Here is a 25068-nt window from a genome sequence, read left to right on the forward strand (position 1 = left end):
ACCAAAGATATTATATCATAAATCATATATGGGGTATAGTAATTTAAGTATTTGCCGTAGTAAAGTCAAGAATGCTAAGATTTAAATATAGATATGAAAATGTTTACTCAAAAACTTTTCTATCAAAAACGTTAGAAGATTGTGTAATTTAAAAAAGAGGTGTTTTATGGAAAAAGTAAAAAAGAAAAAGGTTCCACATACTTTAGTAATTCTTATGATTATTATTTTATGTGCAGTTGCTCTAACTTGGATTATACCAGCTGGAGCTTATGAAAGGATTGAAAACGCACAAGGTGTAAAGGTAATTGATCCAGAAAGTTTTCATTATATTGAAAAGAGTCCAGTAAATCCTTTAAAAATATTTAACATTAGTTTAGAAGGCTTTAAGGATGCAGTAACTTTAATATTTGTAATTTTATTCTCAGGAGCTTCCTTCCATGTAATCACAATGAGTGGAGCTTTACAATCGCTAATAGGAGCTGTTTCTAAAAAGACAGAGAGTAAGGAATATCTTTTTATTCCAATACTAACTCTTATCTTTGGACTTATTTGTACAACTCAAGGTGTAAATACCTTCATAGGATTCGCTCCAATTATGGTTATGATTGCTTTGGCAATGGGATTCGACTCTATAGTAGGAGCTTCAATCATATTACTTGGTGGAGCTGTAGGATTTTCAACAGGAACTTTAAACGTTAATACAACAATAGTTGCTCAAGAAATTGCAGGATTAGCACCATACTCAGGTCTTTCCTACAGAGTTGTTTGCTTTATAGTTTTCTATATTGTTACAAACTTGTACTTAGTTAAGTATGCCCTAAATATTAAAAAGAATCCTGAACTAAGTCCTATGCATGAACTTGATAAGCTTAGAGTTAAGGATGTAGACTCTCACGATGAGTTTAACGCTCCAATGGATGCAAGAAAATGGGCAGTTATAATTTCGCTATTTGCTGCACTTGGACTTATTGTTTATGGTGGAGTAAAATTAAAATGGAAATTGGAAGAAACAGCAGTTGTATTTATTTGGTTATCAATAGTAGCAGGTTTTGCTGCTGGATTTACACCATCACAAATTGCAAAATATTTTGTTGAAGGTGCTAAAAAAATGGTAGGGGCAGCCCTAATAATTGGACTTGCAAGAACTGTTTCAGGAGTATTAGATGCTGGTAACATAATGGACACAAGTATCCACGCTATGTCAGGATGGCTTAACTTCTTCCCTCAATTTTTAAAGGGACCAATGATGTTTATCATAAACTTAATAGTTAATATGTTTATAACTTCTGGAAGTGGACAAGCAGCTGCAATTATGCCAATATTTGCTCCTCTAGCTGATACTATTGGACTTACAAGACAGACTGCAGTTTTAGCTTTTAACTTTGGAGATGGATTTTGCAACTATATCCTACCAACTTCAACAGCCCTAATGGGAATCTTGGGAGCAACAGACATACCTTATGACAAATGGATGATGTTCATGGGGAAACTATTTGGAATTTGGATCATAGTTGGTTCAATTATGATGATTGGGGCACAAGTTATTAACTTTTAAAAAATAGTAAAGGAGAAAAATGAAAGACCTAATTATAAAGGAAATTGATAAAATAAAAAATAAATTATTTGAAATGTCAGACGAGATCTTTGATCATCCAGAACTTTGCTTTGAAGAACACTTTGCAAGTAAAGTTTTAGAAGATTATCTTGAAGAAAATGGCTTTAAAGTTGAAAGAGGTTTAGGGAGTTTAGACACTGCCTTTCGAGCGAAGTATTCTAATGGAAATGCCAAGTACAACATAGGACTCTTGTGCGAGTATGATGCACTTCCTATGGGTCATGGTTGCGGCCATCAAATGCAAGGCCCATCAATAATAGGAGCTGCCATAGCAGTAAAAAATGCAGTGAAAGACCTCCCCTTTAACCTAATTGTTTATGGAACACCTGCTGAAGAAGGCGGTGGGGGAAAAATGATTATGCTTAAAGAGGGTTACTTAAAAGATATTGACATAGCCCTTATGATGCATGGCGGACCAGCAACTCAAGTTGATGTTAAGTCTATGGCACTGTCATCAAGATTTGTAAAATTTTTTGGCAAGTCATCTCACGCAGCCCTTAAACCAGAAGCAGGTAGATCAGCTTTTGATGCTCTTCTTTTAACCTTCCAAGGCGTAGAATTTTTAAGAGAACACGTGAAAGAAGATACGAGGATGCACTACACAGTTCAAACTCTTCCAGGACCAGCAAATGTTGTTCCAAGTGAAGCAGAAGGTCACTTCTCACTTAGGTCCTACAACTCAAAGTATTTAGATGAAGTTGTGGAAAGATTTGACAATATTGTAAAGGGTGCAGCCCTAATGACAGGAACGACTTATGAAATAAGAGAAGACAGAAGACTTGAATCAAAAATACCTGCCTATATCTTAAATGATTTAATAATGAAAAATGCTGAGGAACTAGGAGCTCCAAGAATAAAAGGAGCCAGAGAAAAGACAGGTTCAACAGATTTTGGAAATGTAACCTATTTAATGCCAGGATCATGTGCAAGGATAGCCTTTGTTCCAGAAGGAACAGCTTCTCACTCTCAAGAATTTTTAGACTTAGGTAAGAAAAAAGAAGCACACGACTGTGTTGAGTACGGTGCAAAGATAATTGCTACAACAGTCTATGATTTAATAGAAGATCCTAGCCTAATCGAAAAATCTATAGAAGATTTTAAAGAATACAAATCAAAGATGTAAAATGAAATCCCCTTTTTATCGAGGGGATTTTTTAATACAAGAAAAAAGTCCCCCTAAGGGAACTTTTAAGAATTAATTATGAACTTATTGCCACATGACTTGCATGTAACTCTTATTTTGCCCTTGCCTCTTGGGACCTTCATCTTTAACTTGCATGAAGGGCACTTGATGTACTTGTAAGTCTTCCTATTGTCGTACCTAGTCTTGGAAGTGAAGACCTTCCTCCTCAGTGGTTCAACGCTATCCAAGAATTTTTGATTTTCTCTGTACCTTGCGTTGATGTCGCGAGAGAAGATCCTGTAATAGGAATAAATTATAAGCACAAGGGCAACAGTTGGTAGGCTTGCCTTCTTTACGAAGAGATTAATTATCAAGAGGACAAGAGCTAGGGAAGTGATGAACCTGCCCAATTGATCTTGACCATACCTGCCCACCATAAACTGTCTAAACTTTTCTTTGATTTTCAAAAAATCAACTCTTTCTAATTTTATAATCTTATAGGTCTAACTTTGCAATATGATCCTTGATTACGCCAGCTGTCTTTTTAAGTCTACCCAATTCTTCTTCTGTTAAGTCAAGCTCAAACTTTTCTTCTATACCATCTTTGCCAACCCTAATTGGAGTTGAGATGTATAAGTCATTAAGTCCGTAGTGTCCTTCCATTAAACAAGAAGCCTTTAGGACAATTTTTTCGTCATTGGCAATTGCTTGGATGATATTGTTAACAGTGTTGCCAATACCATATTGAGTTGAGCACTTGCCCTTGAAGATATCCCAGCCACGACGACGAGTGTCATCTTCGATTTGGTCCTTGTCAAAGTCCTTAAATAGTTCTGGGTGAGTTTCCTCATACTTATCAAGAGTCATAGATCCAATCATAACTTGAGACCAAGGAACGAATTGACTTTCACCATGTTCACCAAGGACAGTAGCGTTGACAGACTTTGGAGAAATACCAAGCTTATTTGCAATTACAACTTGTAGCCTTGCAGAGTCCAAAAATGTTCCTGAACCAATAACCCTTGAGTCATCAAAGCCAGAAACTTTATAAACTTCATAAGTAATAATGTCTACAGGGTTTGTTACAACGACAAAAATTCCTTTGAAGCCAGCGTCAACAATCTTTCTTACGTAGCTTGCAACTTCCTTCTTGTTTAACTCAAGCTCATTAAGTCTATCTTCTTCAGGGATCTTGCCAGAGCAAATTACAACGACATCACGGTCGCCCATGTCTTCATACTCGCCAGCTCTAAACTTAACATCCTTTGGATAGAAAAGTCTTCCATCATTTAAGTCAATGGCTTGGGAGATTGCTTTTTCTTTTATAACATCATTAATAATAATGTCACTTGCAATACCTCTCATGGCAGAAGTGTATGCCACGATTTCGCCAACAGCTCCAGCTCCAATAATACCTAATTTCATCTTTATTCCTCCTTATGTCCTCCTGGGACAAATTTAATAAGAAGTCAAAAATCTTCTTATTAATACCATATTATAGTACAGTAAAATCTAAAAGGAAATAAAAAAGTAAATTAACTAAGCATTTACAGAAAAAAATAAAAATAAAAAATTGTAAATTTCTGTAGCTTTTTTTAAATTCAACTGTTATAATAAAGAAGCACTTGTAAGAGGGAGAAAAATTCCTCAAAAAATATTTAAAAAACTTTTTAAAAAGTGTTGACAAGATATTAAAAAGTGCGTATAATAAGTTTTGTTGTTAAAACTTCATGCGGGAATGGCGGAATTGGCAGACGCGCTAGACTTAGGATCTAGTTCCAATGGAGTGGGGGTTCAAGTCCTCTTTCCCGCACCAACATTAAACACACAAGTTAACTTGTGTGTTTTTTTACGTCCTTTTTTAAATTTTTACGGGAATCATAGATTCTCTATTAAAAGATTTACTGAATGATAAAAATTAGTTTTCTTAATGAGAAGACATTGGTATAAGGAAACTAAATAAAGTTATAAAACATATTTAGATGGCGAATTTATTGCGAATATGATATTATAATATTAATTATGCATAAATTTAAGCATAAAATAGTAGAAGAAAAGTGATTTTAATGGATAATATTATTTCTTTGTTTCATTGTAACGAAGATACTACTATAAATGTTGTTATGTTAAATATTAATGAAATTGATTTACTTAGATCCTTTGGTAATAAGGATTGGTTAGGGACTGGGATTTATTTTTGGGATAATCTAGGAAATGCAAAATATTGGAAGAGAGACAAAGAGAGAAAAGATAAAGAAAAAAAGTATTCAATTTTAAGAGTAGGAGTTTGCTTAGATAATGCGCTTAATCTCACTGATCCGGATGTGGGAAAACAGTTTAACAATATAATTAATAAAATATCAGAAATAGATCCTATTATACAAAAGGGCGGTTTCGGGAAAAAAATTGATTTTTTATCAAGAAAATCTCCGGAAATCATGGGTAATTATGAAGTTATTATTGCAGATGTATATTATGCAAAACAAACTAATAGGATATTTAAAAATATGAGAAGTTATTTGCCTAGGCTAACAGATAAAAATAAAAGGATTTATAATGTAATTAAAAACGACGCAATAGTTGAAGTATTAGGAAAAGAGGTTGATCTAAATGAATAAAGAGCAATCATTATTATTATTGAAGAAACTCGAAAATCAAATAGATAATATGAGCGAAGAAGAAAAAAAGGATTTTATAAAAGATGCTAAAATATTTTTTGATGATAAATATGAGAATAATTGTGAGCATTCTAAATTTGAGATTGAGTTTGAAAAATACTCAGAAGAGAAAGTAAAAAAGTATTCAACAAAAAATAATTTTATTTCAAACAATGAAATGAAAAAATTTAATGTTAATTGGTTAAGGGTGGCTTAATGAAGAATTTAAACGAAAAAGATTATGTAGGTGTTATTTCTTTTTTAGATTATCAAGTTGTTGATGCTGAATTTAAATTAAATAGGGACTTTAATGATAATGGAGAACCGATATCTATAGATTTTAAATTGGGACATGAATTTGAAAAAAAAGATAATATAATGCAAGTTGGCTTAGGCGCAAAAATTTTTGAAAATTCTACGGAAAATAACTATCCCTTTGAAATAAGTGTTGAAATTCTGGGTTTTTTTGAATCAGATAATGATGATATTAATTCAGAGGTATTTCTTCCTAATGCCCTTGCTATATTGTATCCATATTTGAGGTCAACGATAACCAATATTACAGCAAATGCTAATGTTCAACCTTTGATTTTACCAACAATAAATATTCTAAGTTATTTAAAAGATTCTGATACTGAATAATTATTACCGATTAAGAAATATTAAGCCTAGAGGATAAAACCTCTAGGTTATTTTTATGTTTGTTTTATATATCTCTTAAAAATTACACCTACAAATAATATTTCTGAAAATTAAAAAATAATTAATAATATTTACAATTATTTTACATTTACAAATTCATACAAAAAAAGAAATTTTATCGAGTATAATATGTGAGGGAGGACTTATGAAAAAAACTTTTAAAATAATTTTTGGACTAATACTAATTTTAATAATTTCTATATACATAGGAGGACTTTTCTTCTTCACTAATAGGTACATGCCAAGGACCTACATCAATGGAAGAGACTTTGGGCTTGTAAAAAAATCTGAACTCAAAAAGACCTACGAGGACCTTTCAAGAAATTTTGAACTTGAAATCATCGCCAAGGACAAGAACTTAAATGACAAGATCGCTGCCAAGGACTTTGGATATGTTGACTCTATAGGAAGTGAATCTATAGACCAGACAGCCTTCTACTGGCCAGTGGCATCTCTTGTGCCAAAGCACTACAAGGTTGACCGTGACCTAAAGTTTGATGCAGAAGCCTTAGATGAAAAAATAAAAAAGCTTAAACCAGTAATGGGGCAAAAGGACCACTCACAAGATGCAAAAGTCATCTTTGAAGATGGGGAATTTAAAATCCAAGATGAAATCCACGGCAACTTTATAAAGATGGATGAATTTAAAAATTCCATCCTAGGTCACTTTGGAGACTTGAAGGGAGAACTTGACCTTGCAGGGGAAAATCTCTACCAAGAACCAAAGATCACTAAGGATTCAGAATATATAAAAAATCAACTTGCTTCTTATAAAGACGTCTACAAGAAAAAAATAATTTTTGATTTCGACGACAGAAAGGAAGAAGTGACAGGTCAAGGCATAATTGCCATCTACTCCAAGGCTGATGACGGGACCCTTGCCCTTGACGAAGAGAAACTAAAACACTTTGTAGAAAGACTTGCTGCCAAGTACGACACTTATAGGACAAGCAGAATCTTTAACTCAACAGGACTTGGCCTCATGAAAGTTGACGGAGGCATCTATGGTTGGCTAACAGATAGGAAGGCTACAAGAGAAAAAATAAAAGAAGCCCTTGCGAAAGAAGAACCAGTTACAATAAAGCCAGCCTATAGGCAAGATGCGGTATCAAGAAAAGTTGACGACGTTGGCAAGACATACATCGAAGTAGACCTTGCAAGACAAAAACTTTGGTACTACAAGGACGGAGTCTTACAACTTGAAACCAATGTTGTAACAGGTAACCCAACCAAAGGCAACGGAACACCAACAGGCACTGACAGGATTTGGTCTCGTGAAAGAGATAGGTACCTAACAGGAGAAACCTACCGTTCAAAAGTTTCTTACTGGGCACCAATCAACTGGTCGGGAGTGGGTCTTCACGATGCATCATGGAGATCGAACTTTGGCGGAAACATCTATAAGTCAGGTGGATCTCATGGCTGCATAAACATACCAGTTCCAGTTATGAAAAACCTATTTCCACAAACCTTTACGGGTATGCCAGTTATAGTTTATAACTCAGCGACCCAAAGGGTAAATGATGCTGGCGGACAAGTAGTAGTTGGTCAACAACCACAAGCCCAAGGGCAAGGACAATAATAAAAATAAGAAAACTCTTGATAAATAAGCTTAATCTTTTATTGATTAAGCTTTATTTTTTTACAATTCTATATTAAGTTATGAATTATAGGGAGTGCCCCAGCTTGTTGAAGTCTTATGAGGTTATAAATTTTCCAATATGCTGCAAGCTAATAAGTTAGTAAGCAAAAAGTTCGGAGACGTTAAAAAAATTTCACTGCTCAAGAGGACGGAGCGAGTGAGTTGGCATGACCTAACCCAATTTGCGAAAGCAAATTGATGGTAGGTCAGTTCGCAAATTGGAGCTTGCGACAATTTGTGTTCTTCTATTTTTAGCATGACCGATTTTTTTGGACTTTCAGCGCGTGGGGTTCAAAGGGGGTGGTTTAAGGAGGGGGAAAATGGGCCTCGCAATGCCCCTTAACCCCCTCCTTAAAAGAAGTAAAAATAAAAATATATTTTATGATGAAAAATTTTTTAATATGTTTTTAAAGAAAGCTTTCATCAATTTAATACAAATTAACTCCACATAAAGCTTGAAAAAAATTTAACGAGTGATATAATAAAAACAAGAAATAAATAAATATTTTAAATCTTCAGGGAAGGGTGCAAATCCCAACCGGCGGTAAAGTCCGCGAGCGCAAGCCGAATTGGTGCAATTCCAATACCGACAGTAAAGTCTGGATGAGAGAATGATTTAAACTTTCACGCCCCGAAGGTTCGGGGTTTTTTTATGCCCCAACAGGAGGTAAAATGAATAAAGTAAATTCAAGTTCAATGATAAGAACAAAAGACATGACAAAAATAGGAATGCTATCAGTAATTGGTTTTATACTAATGTATTTTCAACTACCACTTACCTTTGTAGCACCACCCTTTATGAAGCTAGACATCTCAGACCTACCAGTACTAATGGGGGCCTTCACAATGGGACCAGCCTACGGCATCATAATCGCAGCCATAAAAAACATAATGCACATCATCTTTAAGGGCACAATGACAGCAGGAGTTGGCGAACTATCCAACTTCATCATCTCATCAACCTTTGCCTTCGTGTCAGCCTACTTCTATAGAAGACACAAGACATACAAGGGAGCAATAGTCTCCATGACACTAGGAGTCCTTGCCATGACTGTCCTTGCAATGATCTCCAACTACTTCGTAGTATTCCCACTATATGGTAAGGTAATGCCAATGGAAGCAATAATAGGAATGGGTTCAGCAATCACATCAAGAATCACAGGCCTATTCACAATGATGATCTACTCAGTCCTACCTTTTAACCTAATAAAAGGTTTCACAACATCAGCAGTGATGATGCTAGTCTACAAAAGAGTCTCACCACTCTTCAAAAACTAAATAAAAAAGATTTAAAAAAGATTAAAGATAAGATAAGATAAAAGAGCAAGCTGTCCCAGGGCAGCTTGTTTTTTTTATCCTATATAATATAATTTATAAAGAAAACTTTTTAAAAAATACAAAGAGAGGTAGACAATGAAAATACTTTGCGCAGGCCCAACATCAATCGACCCAAGAGTAATGGAAGTAATGGGCAAGTCCCTTACCAACCCAGACATAGATCCAGAATACGAAAAGAAACATAGACAAGTAGAAAAGAAAATATCCAAACTCCTAAAGACAGAAGCCACATCCTTTATCATGCTAGGAGAAGGAATGATAGGACTAGAAGGCGCCATCATAAACCTAGTAGAAAAAGGCGACAGAGTCCTAGTCCTTAACAACGGAGTCTTTGGAGCAGGCTTTGCCGACTTTGTAAAATACTATGAAGGTCAACCCTACATATACGAAGACGACTTCAGAAGAGGCTTCGACATAGAAAAACTTAAGAACTTCCTAGAAAAAGACCACGACTTCAAAGTAGCAACCATGGTCCACTGCGAAACACCATCAGGCATCACCAACGACGTCAAGACAATTTGCCAGCTCCTAAACTCCTACGGAATCCTAACAATAGTAGACACAGTATCAGGCATGGGAGGAGAAGAATTTGACTTCGACGACTACAAAGTAGACATAGCCCTAGGAGGAAGCCAAAAATGTATCTCAGCCCCAACAGGCCTCACCCTAGTGACAATATCAGAGAGAGCCAAGCAGGCAATAAGAGATAGAAAAAAACCAGTTCCTTCATATTATATGAACTTCGAAAACTACTACGCCTACTCCGACGGCTTCGCCTTCCCATACACAATGAACGAAAACTTGACCTATGCCCTAGACCTAGCCCTAGACCTCTTATTTCAAAAAGACGCCCTTGCCCTTCACAAAAAATACGCAGAAGTCACAAGAGAAATATTTGAAAAAGCAGGCTTCGAACTCTACGCCAAAGACTCAAGATCCAACACCCTAACAGCAGTCATGGTCCCAGAAGGCTTCATAGCAGAAGACATCATCGGAGCCTTGAGAAAAAAAGGAATCCTAATCTCCAAGGGAGCAGGCTACATCTTCGAAAAAGTATTTAGAATAGGCCACATGGGCAACAACATCTCCTATGAAAACTTCTTAGAACTCTATGAAAAGTTAGATGAGGTTTTTGGGGAACTTGGGATCAAGACAAAGGTATCTTTAAAAGAAGAGTTTCAAAAATTAATGGAAAAATAAGATTTTCTTTAAAGAAAATAAGGAAAAGAATTTTATTATAAAGATTTCATATTTAAAATTTTTTTGCAAAGCCAAGCTTTACGATTCTTTATCCGGAGGGGGTTAGGACCTTTCGATTGGTCCTTCCCCCTCCGGGCCACCCCCAACACCTTCAACGACCTGGCAGGGGCCCGACCCAATAATACGCAAAAAGCTCTCCGACTAAAAATAGAGGAACACAAATTGTCGCAAGCTCCAATTTGCGAACTGACCTACCATCAATTTGCTTTCGCAAATTGGGTTAGGTCATGTCAACTCACTCGCTCCGTTCTATTGAACAGTGAAATTTTTTTAACGTCTCCGAACTTTTTGCTTACTGATTTATTAATCATCAGCGTATTGGAAAAGTTTATAGCTTTATAAGACTTCAGCAAGCTGGATCACTTGATTAGCTCACTATTAAGTACAAAGTTGTAGTTCTTTATGAAGTCATAGAAGCTTATAACCTCGTAGATTAGTATGAAGTTGTAATTCTTTATTAAGTAATAGAAAATTACAAGATCACAATTAAATATAAACTTATAAAAAGACAAAGCTTAATCGATATTGATTAGGCTTTATTTTTTTAAAAATTTCAAACACATCTTGAGTAAGATTGCCAAGTTCCCAACAAATAGAATATAATAAAGAAAAAAGCAAAGAAAGGAGAAAAACTTGGAAAGATTTAAGGAAATTGATCAAGCTCTTGATAAATTAAAAATAGATATAAAAAACATCTCTCCATCAATCCTTGAGAAGATAGAAGAAGACCTAGACTTGAGATTTTCTCACGAGTCCACAAAAATTGAAGGCAACACCCTTTCCATCTACGAGGTCAAGACCCTATTAGTAGACAAGACATCAATAGGAGGCAAGGACCTGAGAGAAATCTACGAAGTAGTTAACCACAAAAAAGCCTTTGACTATATAAAAAGTCATCTTGAAGAAGATCTAGACGAAGAACTAATAAAAGACCTTCACCAAATCCTAATGGATAACATATTCTCAGGAGGCATCTATAGAAACGGGAACGTGAGAATAACAGGAGCATCATTCTCTCCACCATCCTGGGAAGCAGTAAGACAAGAGATGAAAAACTTTATAGAAGATTACAAGATCAAAAAAGAAAATACCCATCCAGTGGAACTAGCAGCCTGGGTCCACGCAGAATTTATAAGAATCCACCCCTTCCAAGACGGAAACGGAAGAAGTGCCAGACTTCTTCTAAACTTTATACTAATGAAGAGGGGATACCTTCCAATAGTAATAGAAGCAAAAAATAGGCCAGCCTACTACCAAGCCCTAGATAATTACGGAAGAGAGGGAGACCTAGGACTCTTCCTAGACATGGTGAGGGAGTTGGAGTTAGGAACTATAGGAGATTATTTGAAGTAAGGGAAGTGGATTCAAAGACTTTGTCTTTATGAATCTACTGAAAAGATTTCATCTTTAAATAGTTTTGTAAAGCCGAGCTTTACTATGTTCTTTTGGAGGGGACTTATACCCATTTGGGCACGCAGGGGCTTATTCGATCGCCCTTGCCTGTGCCTGCGTGGCATCCCCTCCAAACCTCCACTTACCACCCCCAACGACCTGGCAGGGGCCCGAGCCATTAATACGCAAAAAGCTCTCCGACTATTAAATAGTAGAATACAAATTGTCGCAAGCTCCAATTTGCGAACTGACCTACCATCAATTTGCTTTTGCAAATTGGGTTAGGTCATGTCAACTCACTCGCTCCGTCCTCATGAACAGTGAAATTTTTTTAACGTCTTCGAACTTTTTGCTTACAGCCTTATTAGCTTGCAGGATATTAGCAAACTTTACGACCTTATAACATTTCAAAGAGCTGGGGCATAATTGCCAACGTTACAATTGAAGATAAAGTTATAAAATATAAGCTTAATCCTTTATTGATTGGGCTTTTCTTAGTATTTATGATATTATTGCCAAAATCTCGGCAAATAGAATATAATAAAAGAAAAAGCAAAGGAGAGATACTTTGAACTTAAAAGACTATCTTGGAGAAACAAATCTATACGACAAAAAAGAAAAATTAGAAATAAATAAGCCAAAGTCTTGGTTAAAATCTGTGTCAGCCTTTGCTAATGGTAGAGGTGGGAAGCTAATATTTGGAGTTAAAGAAGATAATACAATTCTTGGACTTAAAGACTATAAAGATACTTCCGAAAATATTTCTGAAATCGTAAAAACTAAAATGGATCCGAATCCAGAATTTGATATGGAAATAGAGGAAATTGATGGAAAAGTCATATTGATTTTAAATATATTTGTTGGGAAAAACACACCATATTTTGTAGTTGATGGAGGAAGCAGAACTGCTTATAAAAGAGTAGGAAATCAAAGTGTCCCTGCAAGTCGAATAGACTTATTTAATCTATCGCTAAAAGGAGAACATATAAGTTACGATTCACTTCAATCAAAGAAAAAACTAGAAAATGTAAGTTTTAAGGAACTTAGAATCGAGTACAAAGAAAGAACGGGAAAAGATTTTGAAGAAAAAGATTTAAAATCTTTTGGACTTGTAAATGATGAGAACAATTTAACAATTGCAGGAGCACTCTTTGCAGATAACTATCAAATTTATCAGTCAAGGGTATTTTGTACTAGATGGAATGGATTAACTAAAGCCAGTGGTAGAATAGAAGCTCTTGATGATGTTGAATTTGAAGGAAATATAATTTATCTTTTAAAAGCAAGTCTAGACTTTGTAAAAAGAAATTCAAAAAAGATGTGGAAGAAAGGTCCAGTCTATAGAATAGAATATCCAGAATATCCTGAAAGAGCAGTGCAGGAAGCCTTAGTAAATGCACTTATTCACAGAGATTATTCAGTAATTGGCAGTGAAGTCCATGTAGATATCTATGATGACAGGCTAGAAATATATTCTCCTGGCGGTATGTATGATGGGACTTTTGTGCAAGATCTCAATCCGTTGAATGTATCTTCCACAAGAAGAAATCCGATAATAGCAGATGTATTTGCTAGAATGGATTTAATGGAAAGACGTGGATCTGGACTTAGAAAAATTATAGAAGCTTATGAATCAGAAGAAAATTATAAAAAAGAATTAAAACCAGAGTTTAAGTCAACAGAATCTTCTTTTACTACAATTCTAAAAAACTTAAATTATGCCCCTCAAAGTGTCACCCAAAATGTCACCCAAAATGTCACTCAAAGTGTCGGTCAAAAATTAAAACCAAGTGATAGGCGTGAAAAAATTCTTGAAATAATAAAAAATAACCCTAAAATAACTGCCAATGATTTATCTAAACAATTTAATGTAACTGATAGAACTATAAAAAGAGATTTAAAAGTTCTAACAGATAAAAAAATAATAAAGTATGTAGGCAGTGCTAAGGATGGGCATTGGGAATTTAAACAATAAAGGTAGCTTTTTTGTTTTTTATAAAGATTTTATCTTTAAAAATTTTTTTGTAAAGCCAAGCTTTACGAATCAATATTGGAGGGGCTTAGGGGCATCGTGAGGCCCCTTGCCCCTCCAAGAGCAATTATAAAAACGATAGCTTTTAAAAACTTCTTTAACCAACCTTTTCTTTCCATTTTCTTTCTTTATCTGATTAGAAAAAAAAAATAAAAAATTGCAATCCTGTAATCCTTTTGTTATAATTCTACATACGGTCAAAAAAGACTGCCCTATTAACACGAGAAAGAGCCAAATAAAATACAAGCCATCACAAGAGGGAATGTTGCAAAAGAATTTCGCATATTTCCTTTATGTAATGTAATTGTAATTTTACAAAGCAAAATTCTAGTGTATAATAGAGACACAAGAGGAACATGACAACTAAATAAAACCAAAAGGCGATATTTATTTGTCGACCTCTTAGCCGAGATAGTTCAGTCTCGGCGACAAAAGTTTGAGACTTTTGTAGAATCTACAAAATTTTTAAGGAGGTCGAAAGACAAATGAACAAGAAAATTATTTCTCTAGTACTAGCACTAGTTATGGTACTAGGAACATTCACAAGTGTCTTCGCCGAAACAGCTAAAGGAGCTACTGCTAAAAAAGAAGAAGTTAAAAAGACTGAAACTAAAAAAGCAGAAGCTGGAGAAAAAGTTGAAAAAGTAGTTGGAAAAGATAACAAAATCCAATACGTAATCGACAAAAAGCTTGTTGAAGGCTACGAAGACGGAACTTACGGACTTGATAAAAACATCAAGAGATCCGAAATTACAAGACTTCTTGTACTTGCTAACGGTAACGAAGAATTAGCAAAACAACTTCAAGGCTCAATGAAAATCTACTCTGACGTAGATGCTAAACACTGGGCAAACGGAGTTATCTCAGTAGGAACTACTGTTCCATCTGATGCTAACGGAATTGCAATGCTAGCAGGATACCCTGATGGATCATTCAAGCCAGAAAACGACGTAACTTACGCTGAATTAGCTAAAATGCTTGTAGTTCTTGCTAAAAAAGACCTTACAGCAGACATGGTTAAAAACGCTAAATGGGCAACTTCATGGATGACATGGGCAGCTCAATTAGGAATTCTTGACGACGTTAACGTTGTTGATTCTAACAAAGCAGCTAACAGAGCAGATGCATTCACTATGATTTACAATGCTCTTTACACAATGAAAGAATTCAAGAGAGTTCCAGCTAACGAAACTAGAGGTATTATCTCTAACCTTACAAAAGACGTTTTAACTCTTAACCAAGATTCTAAAATGGAATACAAGGTTACTGGAAATACTGTATTTGTAACTGGTAAAGATGCTGTTAGACAACAAATCGTTCCACTAGACAAGCTTGATCTTAAAGCAACTGATTACTACCTAGGATCACTTGTAAGAGTTCTTGTTAACGAAAAGAACGAAGTAACTCACATTATCGAACTTGGTAACCCAGCAGAACTTGCAAAACCAGAATATGCTACAGAAGGTAAGGTTGTTGCTAACAATGTTTGGAAAGGCGTTGCAGATTATACTATTGAAACTGTAAACCCAAGAGTTAACAATGCAGCAGCTGCTCAAAAAGAAATTAAAGCAGGACAAACTTACGCAACAGTTAAATTCAACGACAACAATATTGATGCAGAATACATCAGATTCCACAACGTTGATGTAAAAGGTAAAGTTATTGATCTTAAGATTAATGACAAGACTGAATTCTATGTAGCTAACCCAGCTAACAACCAAATGAAGAAAGTTGCTGATATTAATGCAGCACTTGCTCTTATCGGTTTCCACAACTATGATGGATACAAACTAGCAGGCGTATATGCTGGTTTCGATACTGATGGAATGAAAGCTAACTACAAAGCTATCAATTTCAACGAAGCTAAAAGACACACTGCAAAAGTTGTAGTATTTAACTTTGTAAACAAAGCAGCTGAAGGAGAAAAATTCAGAGTAATCGAATCATCTGGTTCTACATTCAAGACAACTCTTGAAAAAACTGATGGTACTCTAGTTGAAAGAAACAACGTATATGATACATCAAGATTCCCACTAGAATATGGTGACAAACTTGACGTTATCGAATTAGATACAGTAAGAGAAGGATCATTCTACAAGACACTAATTGATCACTCTTCATCTGAATTCCCAATCGTTAAGATTACAAAAGTAGACTCTGATAAGAAATTCATCGAGATTGAAGACATTAGAGGAGAAAAATCATTCTTAGATATTAGAGATGCAAAAATCTTCTCTGATAAGAGATATGGTAAGTTAGAAGAAGGAACAGCTATTCAATTTGCTGTTAAGAATGCTAAGAGCAACGAAGCTAAAGTTATCTCACTTCTTGGCGATGCTAAACTTAGAGATTCTATCGTAGGAATTCTTCCAACAGCTGACAAGGCTCAAAGAGTTGGATATGTTGTTGACGTTAAGAATGTTAACGGTGTATGGCACATGGTAGCTAAAGTTGATTACAACCTATTCGACGAAGCAGACAGAAATGGCTATGCAACATATATCGTTGCTAACGAAGATGTAGAAGCTCTAAAAGCATTCAAGGGAACTGACAAGAAAATTTCTTTCAAGGTATTCGAAAGAAACAACAATGGTCTATACATTGCAACTGATATCAGAAACAATGATTTAGATCAAAAAGAATTTGATGCTTATGTTAAAGATCTTCAAGAAAAATTAGCAGCAGCTAAAAAAGCTGAAGCTGAAAAACAAGCTACAATGCACACACTTGGTGGAAAAACATTAGCAAAAGAAAAATATACTAAAGCTGAAATTGCAAACAAAGCAGCAGCTGAAACAGCTAGAGAAAATCTAGTTAAATATCAAGAAGCAGTTAAAGAACTTAAAGCTGCTGAAGAAAAAGTTAACAAGCTAGAAGAAGAATTAAAGCTTGCAAAAACTGTTTATACAAAAGCTGATTTAAATCAAGGATATGTAAATAACAGAGTTAAAGCTTTTAACGACCTACTTGATAGCGACACAACAACTTACGCAGGTGTTGAAAAAATTAAATAATTAATCTTATTTAATTAAAATTAAAGATAAAACCTGAGAGGAAACTCTCGGGTTTTTCTTTTTGTACATAAAAGTTTTTTCTGGTAGAATTAGGGCAAGAGGTGGTAGTATGTCAACTGATAATGAAAAGCTAAATTCAAAAGATTTAACAGGTAAGATAGAAAAAGAAAATTCAATTTGTGAGAAAATTTGTAAATTTTTTACAGTTATGAGTTATGCTATTCTTGTTTTGCTTCTTATTTTTTGTCATTAGTTCTCTTTTATTCTATTGTATTTATAATTTTTGATAAGACAAAGTCTACTGAGTTAGCAGGAGGAGTTGGTATTATCCTTGCTGCTTTTATTTCTGTTTTTGGTGTCTTTGCTGGCTTTAGATTCAACAGGAAGCAAACTTACAAGGAGATAGTGACTAGGGAGAGGATAGAGTGGCTTAGAGATTTGAAGAATAACTTTTCAGAATATCTTGCCCTTACTAGTTATGGATATGTTCCTTCTAAAGACATTGAAAAGGTTAGGGAACTCTACAATAAAATTATTTTTAATATTAACAGTGTAAATGATATAGAAGCTTTAAATGCAATAAAAATTTACAATGATTATGTGTTTGCGACAAGGTATGAGGATAGTAGAGAGATAGGAAAGTATTCGATTAAAATAAAGTCCACTGATACTGAAGAAGAAAATTATTCTTGTTCTGTTTCTGTTAGTAATTATGAGTACTTAAAAAATAATATGGAAGAAAAGTTTAGGGCGATCTTTAAAGGTACTTGGACTTTTATAAAAGGAGAAGCAGATTGAGGTCTGCTTTATTTTTTTCTTTAAAGAAAGATGGAAAGAAGTTTTTTTAAAAAGGGATATTAAAAGCTGAGGCTTTTTCAATTGCTCTTGGATTGCTTGAGTAAGATTTCATCTTTAATTGGGTTTTGTAAAGCAGAGCTTTACTATGTTCTCTTGGAGGGGATTTAGGGCGTTTCGATTCGCCCTTATCCCCTCCAAACCTCCCCTGAACACCCCCAACGACCTGGCAGGGGCCTTTGCCAACAACCCCGAGCGGCAGACATCCTAAAAATTCACAACTTGCTCGCTACAAACTTTTATAAATTAAAGATAATTTATTAATAGAGTCAGAAGCACCTGTCTCTATTTTTTTATTGCGAGCTTCGCGTGAACCTAATCAAGTCAAAGTTCGCTTCGCTCCTTTTCCTTGTAAGGTTCATCGGTTGAGCAAATAAATTTGCTCAAGCACATTGAATTTTTTTAACGGCTGTCTTGCCTTACGGGGTTTTTCAACCCTAGTTAGTGGTTTTACCTCTACATATTTTCAAACTTATCTTGAGTTACATACCAAAACCTAACAATCTTAATAAACTTTTTAATCAAAAGAAGCTTAATCATATTCGATTAAGCTTTTTCTTTTTATAACTTTCTATTTATTTGGTAAGTTATCACTTTCTATGACTTTATAAAGAAACTCCAACTTCATAATAAGCTACAAAGTAATAATGTTTCATCAACTCATAAAGAACTATAACTTCGTTATTAGCAGTGAGTTGATCGAGTGCCCCAGCTTGTTGAAGTGTGATGAGGTTATCGCCTTTGCCAATAAATCGCAAGCTATTAAAGCAGTAAGCAAAAAGTTCGGAGACGTTAAAAAAATTTCACTGTTCGAGCGAAGCGAGTTTGAAATTTTTAGTCGGAGAGCTTTTTGCGTATTAATGGGTCGAGCCCCTGCTAGAGCGATGGGGATAAGGGGGAGGTTTAAGGAGGGGGAAAGGGGCCTCGCCCGCCCCTTGTACCCCCTCCTTATAAGAAATGTAAAAGCGTCAGCTTTTTGAATAATTTTGTTAGCTTGCTAACCCCCTCCGGAAAGGGAATAGTAAAGCCTAGCTTTACACAAACTCTTTAAAGATGAAATCTTTATACAACAACTTTAATTCTAAAAACCTTTAGGCTTTTCCAACAATTTTGAAAAACTTCTTTCCCTTACTTTCTTATAAAGAAAATAAGTTTAAACAAATGATTGACAATTTAAAACGGAAGTTCTATAATATCCTTAAGAATAATTTACAAAAGGAGGTAAGCTTAATGGAGATTTTTGATAGGAGGGAAGATGATAATAAGATTGGAGGAAGTAATATGAGCAAAATCATAAGTCCTAGGGGGGACATGAAGGAAGTTTATAATCTTGAGGGGGATCTTTGGACTGGGTCCAGGGACTCTGGGTCTAAGTGCTCTGAGTCTTTGAAGAAAAATTCTTATGAAGATTTTGACAAGGTCCTGAGGTCTGCTCTTGTTGGTGAGGAGAGGGCAAGGGCAAAGATCTTATCTATGCTTGACCCTCTTATTAGGTCTTCGATTAAGAGATATTGCCCAGTATATTCTGAGTTTGAGGATCTTTATTCTGATGGCCGTTATATGGTCTTGGAATGCCTTGAAGATTTTGATGGGAAGAGGTCCTTTCTTAAGTATGTTAAGTCTTCGCTTATGTATTTTTATCTTAATACCTACAAGTACCTCACTAATGTGGAGGGCGACCTTCACGATGAGGTCTCTGATGAGGAGGGTCTGTCTATTTTTGATTCTCTTGATGCTGGGGTGGATATTGAGTCGGACTTTTTGGAGGCTGAGAGGCTGGGTATCTTGAAGGAGGCACTTGATAGTCTAACTCCAAGGCAGGGGATGGTGGTTAGGCTCTTTTATTATGAGCATTTGGGTCTCAGTGAGATTGCTGATTTTCTTGGTATCTCTAAGAGGACTGTGATTAATCTCAAGGTCAATGCCGTTGCCAACTTGCGTAAATTTATTCTTAATAATAATTTATGAAGGAGGTGTTTTTATGTTGATTGAAAAGAATCTTATTCGCTATAACTTTATGAAGAGGCAGGGGAATGTAGCTCCGAGATTTATTGTGGTCCACGACACTGGAAATCCTAATCCTGGTGCTGATGCTCTTGCTCACTTTAGGTATTTTAATGGTGGCAACAGGCAGGCTTCGGCTCATTATTTTGTGGATGATAAGAGAATAGTGGAGACTGTTGAGACTGCTAATGCTTCTTGGCACTGTGGCGATGGTCACGGCAGGTATGGGATCACTAATTCTAATTCTATTGGAGTTGAGATCTGCGTCAATAGGGATGGCAATTATGAGGCCGCTCTTGAGAATGCAAGAAAGATTATTAGGTATCTCATGGGTCTTTATAACATTCCTCTTGAGAGGGTGGTAAGACATTATGATGCTTCGCGCAAGATTTGTCCTCGCTCTATGTCTGAGAATAATTGGAAAAAGTGGTGGGCCTTTAGGGCTTCTCTATAATTTTCAATTTTTTTAAAAATTTTTTATTTTAGCATAGCAACTTTTGGGAATTTTTTCTATGTATATAGTAGGAGGTGAAAATAATGGCAGTTAAAGTTAAAGAAACTAAACTTATGCTTAAGTCAGTTTTTACTGACGAGTCTTCTGGCGTGATGAAGAGAAGAACTGTTTCCATCAAGGGTATTAATCCTCAGGCTTCTAAAGAAAACTTATATAGTCTTTCTTCTGGTCTTAACCATCTTGTTGAAGGAAACTTCTCTAATTCTTCTTTAATCACTGAAGAAGTTTTAGCTAGTGAAGTTTAAGATTTATAATCTTTTGCTTGGTAGCTTGTTGGCGTGAAATTTTTGGATTTCACTTGTTATGTATTTTATGAAAGGAGAATTTTTTATGAAGGAAACGAGAACTTTAAGAATGAGTTTTGTTGATGAAGGTGGCAAGCCTTGGACTCTTACAATATCTAACCCTATGGAAAATGTTGGGATAGAAGATGTGAAGGCTGTGTCTAATAACATCACTAGTAATAAACTTGTGCAAGGGAAGGTTGGCTTTGTCAAGACTTTCAACGGGGCTGCGATTGTTACTAGAAAAGAAACTGCTCTTGGGTAAGCTTGAGTAAGGTCTAGTAAGGTTGAGTACGATGGAAGATTTATTAGCTAACATTTCAAATATTGGTTTTCCCATTGCCATCTCTTGTTATCTCTTGGTGAGGTTGGAGAAGAAGATGGAGGAGCTAAAGGAAGTTATTGTGGAGCTTTCTAAGGCTTTGGAGAATATGGGGAAGTAGGGGAGAGTTTTATTGTTAAAACTCTGGAAAGAATCTTTATGGGTTCTTTATTTTTTTGCCCTTTTTTAAAGGGGGCAAAGGGAAATTTTTTAAAAATTACATAAAGAAGTTTTCTTTAAAAAAGTTTTATTAAAAGCTGACGCTTTTAGATTGCTTTATAAAGACTTTGTCTTTGAAAGATTTTTGTAAAGCAGAGCTTTACTATTCCCTTTCCGGATGGGGTTAGGACCTTTCGATTGGTCCTTCCCCCTCCGGGCCACCCCCAACACCTTCAACGACCTGGCAGGGGCCCGACCCATTAATACGCAAAAAGCTCTCCGACTAAAAATTTCAAACTCGCTTCGCTCAAACAGTGAAATTTTTTTAACGTCTCCGAACTTTTTGCTTACTGCTTTATTAGCTTGCGGTTTATTGGCAAAAGTTGTAACATTATAAGACTTCAACAAGCTGGGGCACAATTGCTAACGTAACAATTAAATATGAATGTATATAAAGAAAAGCTTAATCCTTTATTGATTAAGCTTCTTTTTGATTTAATTTTTATAGGTTTAACAATTTTTTGTGAACTTTAGACTAAAATTACTTTCCCAATTCCCTAAAAGCTTCATCATACTTATCCATAATATTATCACTTATTTCTGCAAGTCTTTTAAAAGCGTCAATATGATTATCAACAAAATTTATTGCATCTTCAAACATCCTATCTTCGTCTGTTTTATTATCAACACAATTTTCTTGATTCTTGTTAAAAGATAATTTAGCCTTAGACATAAAACCAGCTCCTTAAGGTAATTATATGTATACTAGGCATATTTTTCAATACGACAAAGAAATCAATATTTTACTAATTAATCTATTTTAATGCAAAAGTTAATTCCATTTGTTAGGTTGGGTTAAGTGATCCTACATAAGTTTGAAAAGTTGTAGAGGTAAAACCGTAGACTAATGGTTGAGAAACCCCGTAAGGCAAGACAGCCGTTAAAAAAATTCAATGTGCTTGAGCAAATTTATTTGCTCAGCCGATGAACCTTACAAGGAAAAGGAGCGAAGCGAACTTTGACTTGATTAGGTTCACGCGAAGCTCGCAATAAAAAATAGAGCCAGGTGCTTCTGACTCTATTTATAATTAGTTTTTTGTTTGGAACAAATTGAAGCGAGCAAGTTTTGAATTTTTAGGATGTCTGCCGCTCGGGGTTGTTGGCAAAGGCCCCTGCCAGGTCGTTGAAGGTGATGGGGGTGGTCCGGAGGGGGCAGGACCAATCGAAAGGTCCTAACCCCCCTCCGGAAAGGGAATAGTAAAGCTCTGCTTTACAAGAACTTCTTAAATATTAAATCTTTATACAGAAATCTAAAAGCTTTAGCTTTTAAAAAAATTTTATTCTACCGGCACTACTCTCAATTCTTTTGATACCTTATTTAAAACCTCACACCCATCTTCTGTTATTAATACTAAATCTTCTATCCTAACTCCTATTCCTTCGTCTAACAAATAGATTCCTGGTTCTACGGAGAAGATTTGTCCTACTTCTATTATGCTGTCGTTTACTGATGATACGTCGCCTTCTTCGTGGGTTTCTAGTCCTATGGAGTGGCCTGTTCTGTGGGTGAAGTATTTGCCGTAGCCTTTTTCTTCTATATAGGATCTTGCTGCCTTGTCTACGTCTGACATCTTGTTGCCTGGCTTTGCTGCAGCGATTCCTCTTAGGTTGGCTTCTTTTACTATTTCGTAGATTTCTCTAGCTCTATCACTTACTTCGCCAATGAATACTGTACGTGTCATGTCTGATGCGTAATTTTTGTACATTCCTCCAATATCAAGGACTACGCAGTCTCCTAGCTTGCCCTTTGTGTTGTCTGTGGAGTGGTGGGGGTCTGCTGCTGACTTGCCATAGGCTGTGATTGGTTCGAAGGATACTTCTTCAACTCCGTGAGCCTTGTAGATTTCCTTTAGCTTTTGGGAAAGTTCTTTTTCGCTTAGGCCCTTAACAACCCAAGGGATGAGGTCTTCCATTACCTTGTCATTGATGGCAGAGGATTCACGCATTAGTTGTTTTTCTTCTTCGTCTTTAATTCGTCTAACGCCGTCAACTATTGTGGATCCATTTACATATTTCTTATTTGGGAAGATTTCTTGAAGTCTTAGAAGGAACTTAGCTGACCAAAATTTGTCGATTCCTATGACTTCATCGTCTTTTATAAACTTGGAAAGTTTTTCAATGCCGTCTTCTATGTCGTTGTACCAAATAAAGTCTACGCCTGCCTCTTCTTCTTGTGGAAAAAGCTCGTTGATGAGGAGCTTTATGTCTCCGTCCTTGTGGATGTAAAGGGCAAGGGCTCTTTCGCCTGGTTCTATCATTCTGTCAAGGAGATAAAAAATTGCGTAGGGGTCTGAGATTATCATGTGGTGAAGTTTTGCTTCTTCCATTTTTTTTATAAGTCTATCAATTCTATTTTTATGCATAGTGTGTCCTCCGTTTCTTTTTTTCAAATATATCACAAATTTATCCATATAGCTATGGGGAAGATGGGGGCAAATTTTTATAAATTTGTAAAAAGTTAATTCAATAAAGGTTTTTTAAAAGCTGACGCTTTTATAATTGCTATTGGAGGGGACTTAGGGCGTTTCGATTCGCCCTTGTCCCCTCCAAACCTCCCCTGAACACCCCCAACGACCTGGCAGGGACCCGACCCATTAATACGCAAAAAGCTCTCCGACTAAAAATTTCAAACTCGCTTCGCTCAAACAGTGAAATTTTTTTGACGTCTCCGAACTTTTTGCTTACTGCTTTATTAGCTTGCGATTTATTGGCAAAAGTTATAACCTTATAAGACTTCAACAAGCTGGGGCACTCCCGTAAGCTCATAACTAAATAGAAAGTTGTAAAAAGATAAAGCTTAATCGAAACTGATTAAGCTTTTTTTGGTGTGCAAGTTTTTAATTGTTGTTAGGTTTGTTTAAGTAAGTCAGCATAAATTTGAAACTCTGTAGAGGTAAAACCATAGACTAAAGGTTGAGAAACCCCGTAAAGCAAGACAGTCGTTAAAAAATTCAATGTGTTTGGACTATTTTTTGCGACCTATGAAATAAAATGATTTAAGGCTTAAACCGTGAGCTGATCGAGTGCATCTAATGAGCAAAAAAATTGGTTATGCGTTAAAAATTTTCAACTGTTTGAATTCGCGAAGCGAATGAGTTTTGAAAATTTAGCATGACCGATTTTTTTGGACTCAACGTACGTGGGGTGAAGGGGGTGGTTTGGAGGGGCAAGGGGCCTCACGATGCCCCTAAGCCCCTCCAATATTGATTCGTAAAGCTCCGCTTTACAAAAAATTTTAAAAAATAAAACCTTATCAAGGATTTTAAAAGCACCAGTTTTTAATAAAATTAATTAAAGAAAATTTCTTTATAAAGCAATCCAAAAAGCAGAGCTTTTACCCTTATTTTGCACAAAAAAATCTGTAGTTTCCTACAGATTAATTTTGTGTCAATGTTTTTATTATATTTTCTACCTTCATTGGCATTGTGAATTCGTGGTCTCCTGGTGCGAAGGCTGTTACTCCTAACCTATTGCATTCTCCTATAAAGGCTTGGTCTGATTCTATTGCTCCAAGGTCTAGGAGTTTTTTGCCTACTTGGGCTGGTCCTTCGCCTTCGGCAATATTTACCTTGTAGTCCTTAAGTTCTATGCCTGCAATTTCTGCAAGGATTTCTTTTACCTTCATACCCTTGTCAAACTCATAGGCGCCTGGGACAATCTTGCCTTCTATTTGCATGTCTTCTGCAAGGGCCTTGTAAGTTGGCATGTCTGCAATTAGTCCCTTGGAAATCAAAAGTTCTCCAAGACTATCTAGGTTTGTTCCTTCTGGAACTGTAAAGGAATTTACATTTTCGTCTTTTTCATCTTTTTTATCATCGTCTATTAGGACAACGGGCTTAACAAATTTTTCTTCTCTTAGGCCTGTTGCTATAAGAAACTCGCCATAAGTTTTTTTCACTTCGTCGACTATTCCAATTTTTATGTCCTTTGTGGTAATGGAATTTAAGTAAAGGGAATCCATCCTCCACTTGATTACAAAAATTAGGAATAAGAAGAAGAGTATTGATATTAAAACTTGGCAGAATTTAATAAAAAAGAGTTTGCCTTTGTTAAAATTATTCAAAATAAACCTCTTTTCATCATGTTTTGATATAA

At 35.6% G+C, this 25068-nt stretch carries 23 protein-coding genes, 1 tRNA gene and 1 riboswitch; of the genes, 19 read left to right on the forward strand and 5 right to left on the reverse strand.

Annotation, left to right across the window (positions count from 1 at the left end; all coding sequences use genetic code 11):
* Positions 1-166 precede the first annotated feature (166 nt).
* Together ACWPVO_RS02065 and ACWPVO_RS02070 are read left to right on the forward strand one after the other, a co-directional pair.
* Positions 167-1555 (forward strand): YfcC family protein, encoded by a 1389-nt coding sequence (locus ACWPVO_RS02065; RefSeq protein ID WP_454206198.1) that lies wholly within the window; start codon positions 167-169, stop codon positions 1553-1555.
* Positions 1556-1574: 19 nt separating this feature from the next.
* Complete coding sequence (locus ACWPVO_RS02070; RefSeq protein ID WP_454206200.1) at positions 1575-2738, forward strand: M20 family metallopeptidase; 1164 nt, start codon at positions 1575-1577, stop codon at positions 2736-2738.
* A gap of 65 nt (positions 2739-2803) precedes the next feature.
* On the opposite strand, the gene ACWPVO_RS02075 is transcribed toward ACWPVO_RS02070, so the two are convergent.
* Both ACWPVO_RS02075 and ACWPVO_RS02080 read right to left on the reverse strand, forming a co-directional pair.
* Positions 2804-3205 (reverse strand): hypothetical protein, encoded by a 402-nt coding sequence (locus ACWPVO_RS02075; RefSeq protein ID WP_270674698.1) that lies wholly within the window; start codon positions 3203-3205, stop codon positions 2804-2806.
* Between the two features lie 28 nt (positions 3206-3233).
* Positions 3234-4163, reverse strand: coding sequence for an L-lactate dehydrogenase (locus tag ACWPVO_RS02080; protein WP_454206202.1), 930 nt, complete (start codon positions 4161-4163; stop codon positions 3234-3236).
* A gap of 307 nt (positions 4164-4470) precedes the next feature.
* Here ACWPVO_RS02080 and ACWPVO_RS02085 point away from each other — a divergent pair.
* The 17 genes from ACWPVO_RS02085 to ACWPVO_RS02165 all read left to right on the forward strand — a co-directional run bounded on the left by ACWPVO_RS02085 (position 4471) and on the right by ACWPVO_RS02165 (position 20875).
* Positions 4471-4554 (forward strand) — tRNA-Leu (locus tag ACWPVO_RS02085).
* Positions 4555-4804: 250 nt separating this feature from the next.
* Positions 4805-5356 carry a hypothetical protein gene (locus ACWPVO_RS02090; RefSeq protein ID WP_454206204.1) on the forward strand — a complete coding sequence of 184 codons (552 nt, stop codon included), beginning with the start codon at positions 4805-4807 and terminating at the stop codon, positions 5354-5356.
* Positions 5349-5612 (forward strand): hypothetical protein, encoded by a 264-nt coding sequence (locus tag ACWPVO_RS02095; protein WP_454206206.1) that lies wholly within the window; start codon positions 5349-5351, stop codon positions 5610-5612. The genes ACWPVO_RS02090 and ACWPVO_RS02095 overlap by 8 nt, the downstream gene beginning before the upstream one ends.
* Positions 5612-6037, forward strand: coding sequence for a protein-export chaperone SecB (locus ACWPVO_RS02100; RefSeq protein ID WP_454206208.1), 426 nt, complete (start codon positions 5612-5614; stop codon positions 6035-6037). Before ACWPVO_RS02095 ends, ACWPVO_RS02100 begins: the two co-directional genes overlap by 1 nt.
* Positions 6038-6242: 205 nt before the next feature.
* Positions 6243-7679 (forward strand): L,D-transpeptidase family protein, encoded by a 1437-nt coding sequence (locus ACWPVO_RS02105; RefSeq protein ID WP_454206210.1) that lies wholly within the window; start codon positions 6243-6245, stop codon positions 7677-7679.
* 567 nt (positions 7680-8246) lie between these two features.
* Positions 8247-8359: riboswitch (FMN riboswitch) on the forward strand.
* A gap of 52 nt (positions 8360-8411) precedes the next feature.
* Entirely contained in the window at positions 8412-9017 is a 606-nt protein-coding gene (locus ACWPVO_RS02110; protein WP_454206212.1) for an ECF transporter S component, read from the forward strand.
* A 135-nt stretch (positions 9018-9152) separates the two neighbouring features.
* A complete protein-coding gene (locus ACWPVO_RS02115; protein WP_454206214.1) occupies positions 9153-10277 on the forward strand; it encodes a pyridoxal-phosphate-dependent aminotransferase family protein in 1125 nt (374 codons plus the stop codon).
* A 693-nt stretch (positions 10278-10970) separates the two neighbouring features.
* Positions 10971-11690: a Fic family protein gene (locus ACWPVO_RS02120; protein WP_250341761.1), complete on the forward strand. Its 720-nt coding sequence runs from the start codon at positions 10971-10973 to the stop codon at positions 11688-11690.
* A 607-nt stretch (positions 11691-12297) separates the two neighbouring features.
* The gene (locus ACWPVO_RS02125) at positions 12298-13704 is read left to right on the forward strand and encodes an ATP-binding protein (RefSeq protein WP_454206216.1); all 1407 of its coding nucleotides are present in this window, start codon (positions 12298-12300) and stop codon (positions 13702-13704) included.
* A 542-nt stretch (positions 13705-14246) separates the two neighbouring features.
* Positions 14247-16775: an S-layer homology domain-containing protein gene (locus ACWPVO_RS02130; protein ID WP_454206218.1), complete on the forward strand. Its 2529-nt coding sequence runs from the start codon at positions 14247-14249 to the stop codon at positions 16773-16775.
* A gap of 109 nt (positions 16776-16884) precedes the next feature.
* On the forward strand, positions 16885-17028 hold the full coding sequence (locus tag ACWPVO_RS02135) for a hypothetical protein (protein ID WP_454206220.1): 144 nt from the start codon (positions 16885-16887) through the stop codon (positions 17026-17028).
* Positions 17019-17573: a hypothetical protein gene (locus ACWPVO_RS02140; protein WP_454206222.1), complete on the forward strand. Its 555-nt coding sequence runs from the start codon at positions 17019-17021 to the stop codon at positions 17571-17573. Before ACWPVO_RS02135 ends, ACWPVO_RS02140 begins: the two co-directional genes overlap by 10 nt.
* A 1287-nt stretch (positions 17574-18860) precedes the next feature.
* Complete coding sequence (locus tag ACWPVO_RS02145; RefSeq protein ID WP_454206224.1) at positions 18861-19598, forward strand: sigma-70 family RNA polymerase sigma factor; 738 nt, start codon at positions 18861-18863, stop codon at positions 19596-19598.
* A 13-nt stretch (positions 19599-19611) separates the two neighbouring features.
* Positions 19612-20088, forward strand: a complete 477-nt coding sequence (locus tag ACWPVO_RS02150; RefSeq protein WP_454206226.1) for a peptidoglycan recognition protein family protein — start codon at positions 19612-19614, stop codon at positions 20086-20088.
* A gap of 83 nt (positions 20089-20171) precedes the next feature.
* Positions 20172-20393, forward strand: a complete 222-nt coding sequence (locus tag ACWPVO_RS02155; RefSeq protein WP_454206228.1) for a DUF1659 domain-containing protein — start codon at positions 20172-20174, stop codon at positions 20391-20393.
* 85 nt (positions 20394-20478) lie between these two features.
* Positions 20479-20697 carry a DUF2922 domain-containing protein gene (locus ACWPVO_RS02160; protein WP_454206230.1) on the forward strand — a complete coding sequence of 73 codons (219 nt, stop codon included), beginning with the start codon at positions 20479-20481 and terminating at the stop codon, positions 20695-20697.
* Positions 20698-20728: 31 nt separating this feature from the next.
* Entirely contained in the window at positions 20729-20875 is a 147-nt protein-coding gene (locus tag ACWPVO_RS02165) for a YvrJ family protein (protein ID WP_005956291.1), read from the forward strand.
* 579 nt (positions 20876-21454) lie between these two features.
* On the opposite strand, the gene ACWPVO_RS02170 is transcribed toward ACWPVO_RS02165, so the two are convergent.
* The 3 genes from ACWPVO_RS02170 to ACWPVO_RS02180 form a co-directional block, all read right to left on the reverse strand.
* Positions 21455-21646: a hypothetical protein gene (locus ACWPVO_RS02170; protein WP_454206232.1), complete on the reverse strand. Its 192-nt coding sequence runs from the start codon at positions 21644-21646 to the stop codon at positions 21455-21457.
* Between the two features lie 604 nt (positions 21647-22250).
* On the reverse strand, positions 22251-23336 hold the full coding sequence (locus tag ACWPVO_RS02175; protein WP_454206234.1) for a M24 family metallopeptidase: 1086 nt from the start codon (positions 23334-23336) through the stop codon (positions 22251-22253).
* Between the two features lie 1013 nt (positions 23337-24349).
* A complete protein-coding gene (locus ACWPVO_RS02180) occupies positions 24350-25036 on the reverse strand; it encodes a hypothetical protein (RefSeq protein ID WP_412275832.1) in 687 nt (228 codons plus the stop codon).
* Between the last annotated feature and the right edge of the window lie 32 nt (positions 25037-25068).

This window comes from Peptoniphilus sp. Marseille-Q6390 (genome assembly GCF_965119475.1).

What these genes read in the sequence shown, in the direction of transcription:
- ACWPVO_RS02095 (WP_454206206.1), top strand. Translation starts at nt 5,349, where the DNA reads ATGAATAAAGAGCAATCATTATTATTATTGAAGAAACTCGAAAATCAA.
- ACWPVO_RS02115 (WP_454206214.1), top strand. Translation starts at nt 9,153, where the DNA reads ATGAAAATACTTTGCGCAGGCCCAACATCAATCGACCCAAGAGTAATG.
- ACWPVO_RS02160 (WP_454206230.1), top strand. Translation starts at nt 20,479, where the DNA reads ATGAAGGAAACGAGAACTTTAAGAATGAGTTTTGTTGATGAAGGTGGC.
- ACWPVO_RS02090 (WP_454206204.1), top strand. Translation starts at nt 4,805, where the DNA reads ATGGATAATATTATTTCTTTGTTTCATTGTAACGAAGATACTACTATA.
- ACWPVO_RS02110 (WP_454206212.1), top strand. Translation starts at nt 8,412, where the DNA reads ATGAATAAAGTAAATTCAAGTTCAATGATAAGAACAAAAGACATGACA.
- ACWPVO_RS02150 (WP_454206226.1), top strand. Translation starts at nt 19,612, where the DNA reads ATGTTGATTGAAAAGAATCTTATTCGCTATAACTTTATGAAGAGGCAG.
- ACWPVO_RS02145 (WP_454206224.1), top strand. Translation starts at nt 18,861, where the DNA reads ATGGAGATTTTTGATAGGAGGGAAGATGATAATAAGATTGGAGGAAGT.
- ACWPVO_RS02080 (WP_454206202.1), bottom strand. Translation starts at nt 4,163, where the DNA reads ATGAAATTAGGTATTATTGGAGCTGGAGCTGTTGGCGAAATCGTGGCA.
- ACWPVO_RS02165 (WP_005956291.1), top strand. Translation starts at nt 20,729, where the DNA reads ATGGAAGATTTATTAGCTAACATTTCAAATATTGGTTTTCCCATTGCC.
- ACWPVO_RS02100 (WP_454206208.1), top strand. Translation starts at nt 5,612, where the DNA reads ATGAAGAATTTAAACGAAAAAGATTATGTAGGTGTTATTTCTTTTTTA.
- ACWPVO_RS02135 (WP_454206220.1), top strand. Translation starts at nt 16,885, where the DNA reads ATGTCAACTGATAATGAAAAGCTAAATTCAAAAGATTTAACAGGTAAG.
- ACWPVO_RS02065 (WP_454206198.1), top strand. Translation starts at nt 167, where the DNA reads ATGGAAAAAGTAAAAAAGAAAAAGGTTCCACATACTTTAGTAATTCTT.
- ACWPVO_RS02130 (WP_454206218.1), top strand. Translation starts at nt 14,247, where the DNA reads ATGAACAAGAAAATTATTTCTCTAGTACTAGCACTAGTTATGGTACTA.
- ACWPVO_RS02170 (WP_454206232.1), bottom strand. Translation starts at nt 21,646, where the DNA reads ATGTCTAAGGCTAAATTATCTTTTAACAAGAATCAAGAAAATTGTGTT.
- ACWPVO_RS02175 (WP_454206234.1), bottom strand. Translation starts at nt 23,336, where the DNA reads ATGCATAAAAATAGAATTGATAGACTTATAAAAAAAATGGAAGAAGCA.
- ACWPVO_RS02155 (WP_454206228.1), top strand. Translation starts at nt 20,172, where the DNA reads ATGGCAGTTAAAGTTAAAGAAACTAAACTTATGCTTAAGTCAGTTTTT.
- ACWPVO_RS02105 (WP_454206210.1), top strand. Translation starts at nt 6,243, where the DNA reads ATGAAAAAAACTTTTAAAATAATTTTTGGACTAATACTAATTTTAATA.
- ACWPVO_RS02070 (WP_454206200.1), top strand. Translation starts at nt 1,575, where the DNA reads ATGAAAGACCTAATTATAAAGGAAATTGATAAAATAAAAAATAAATTA.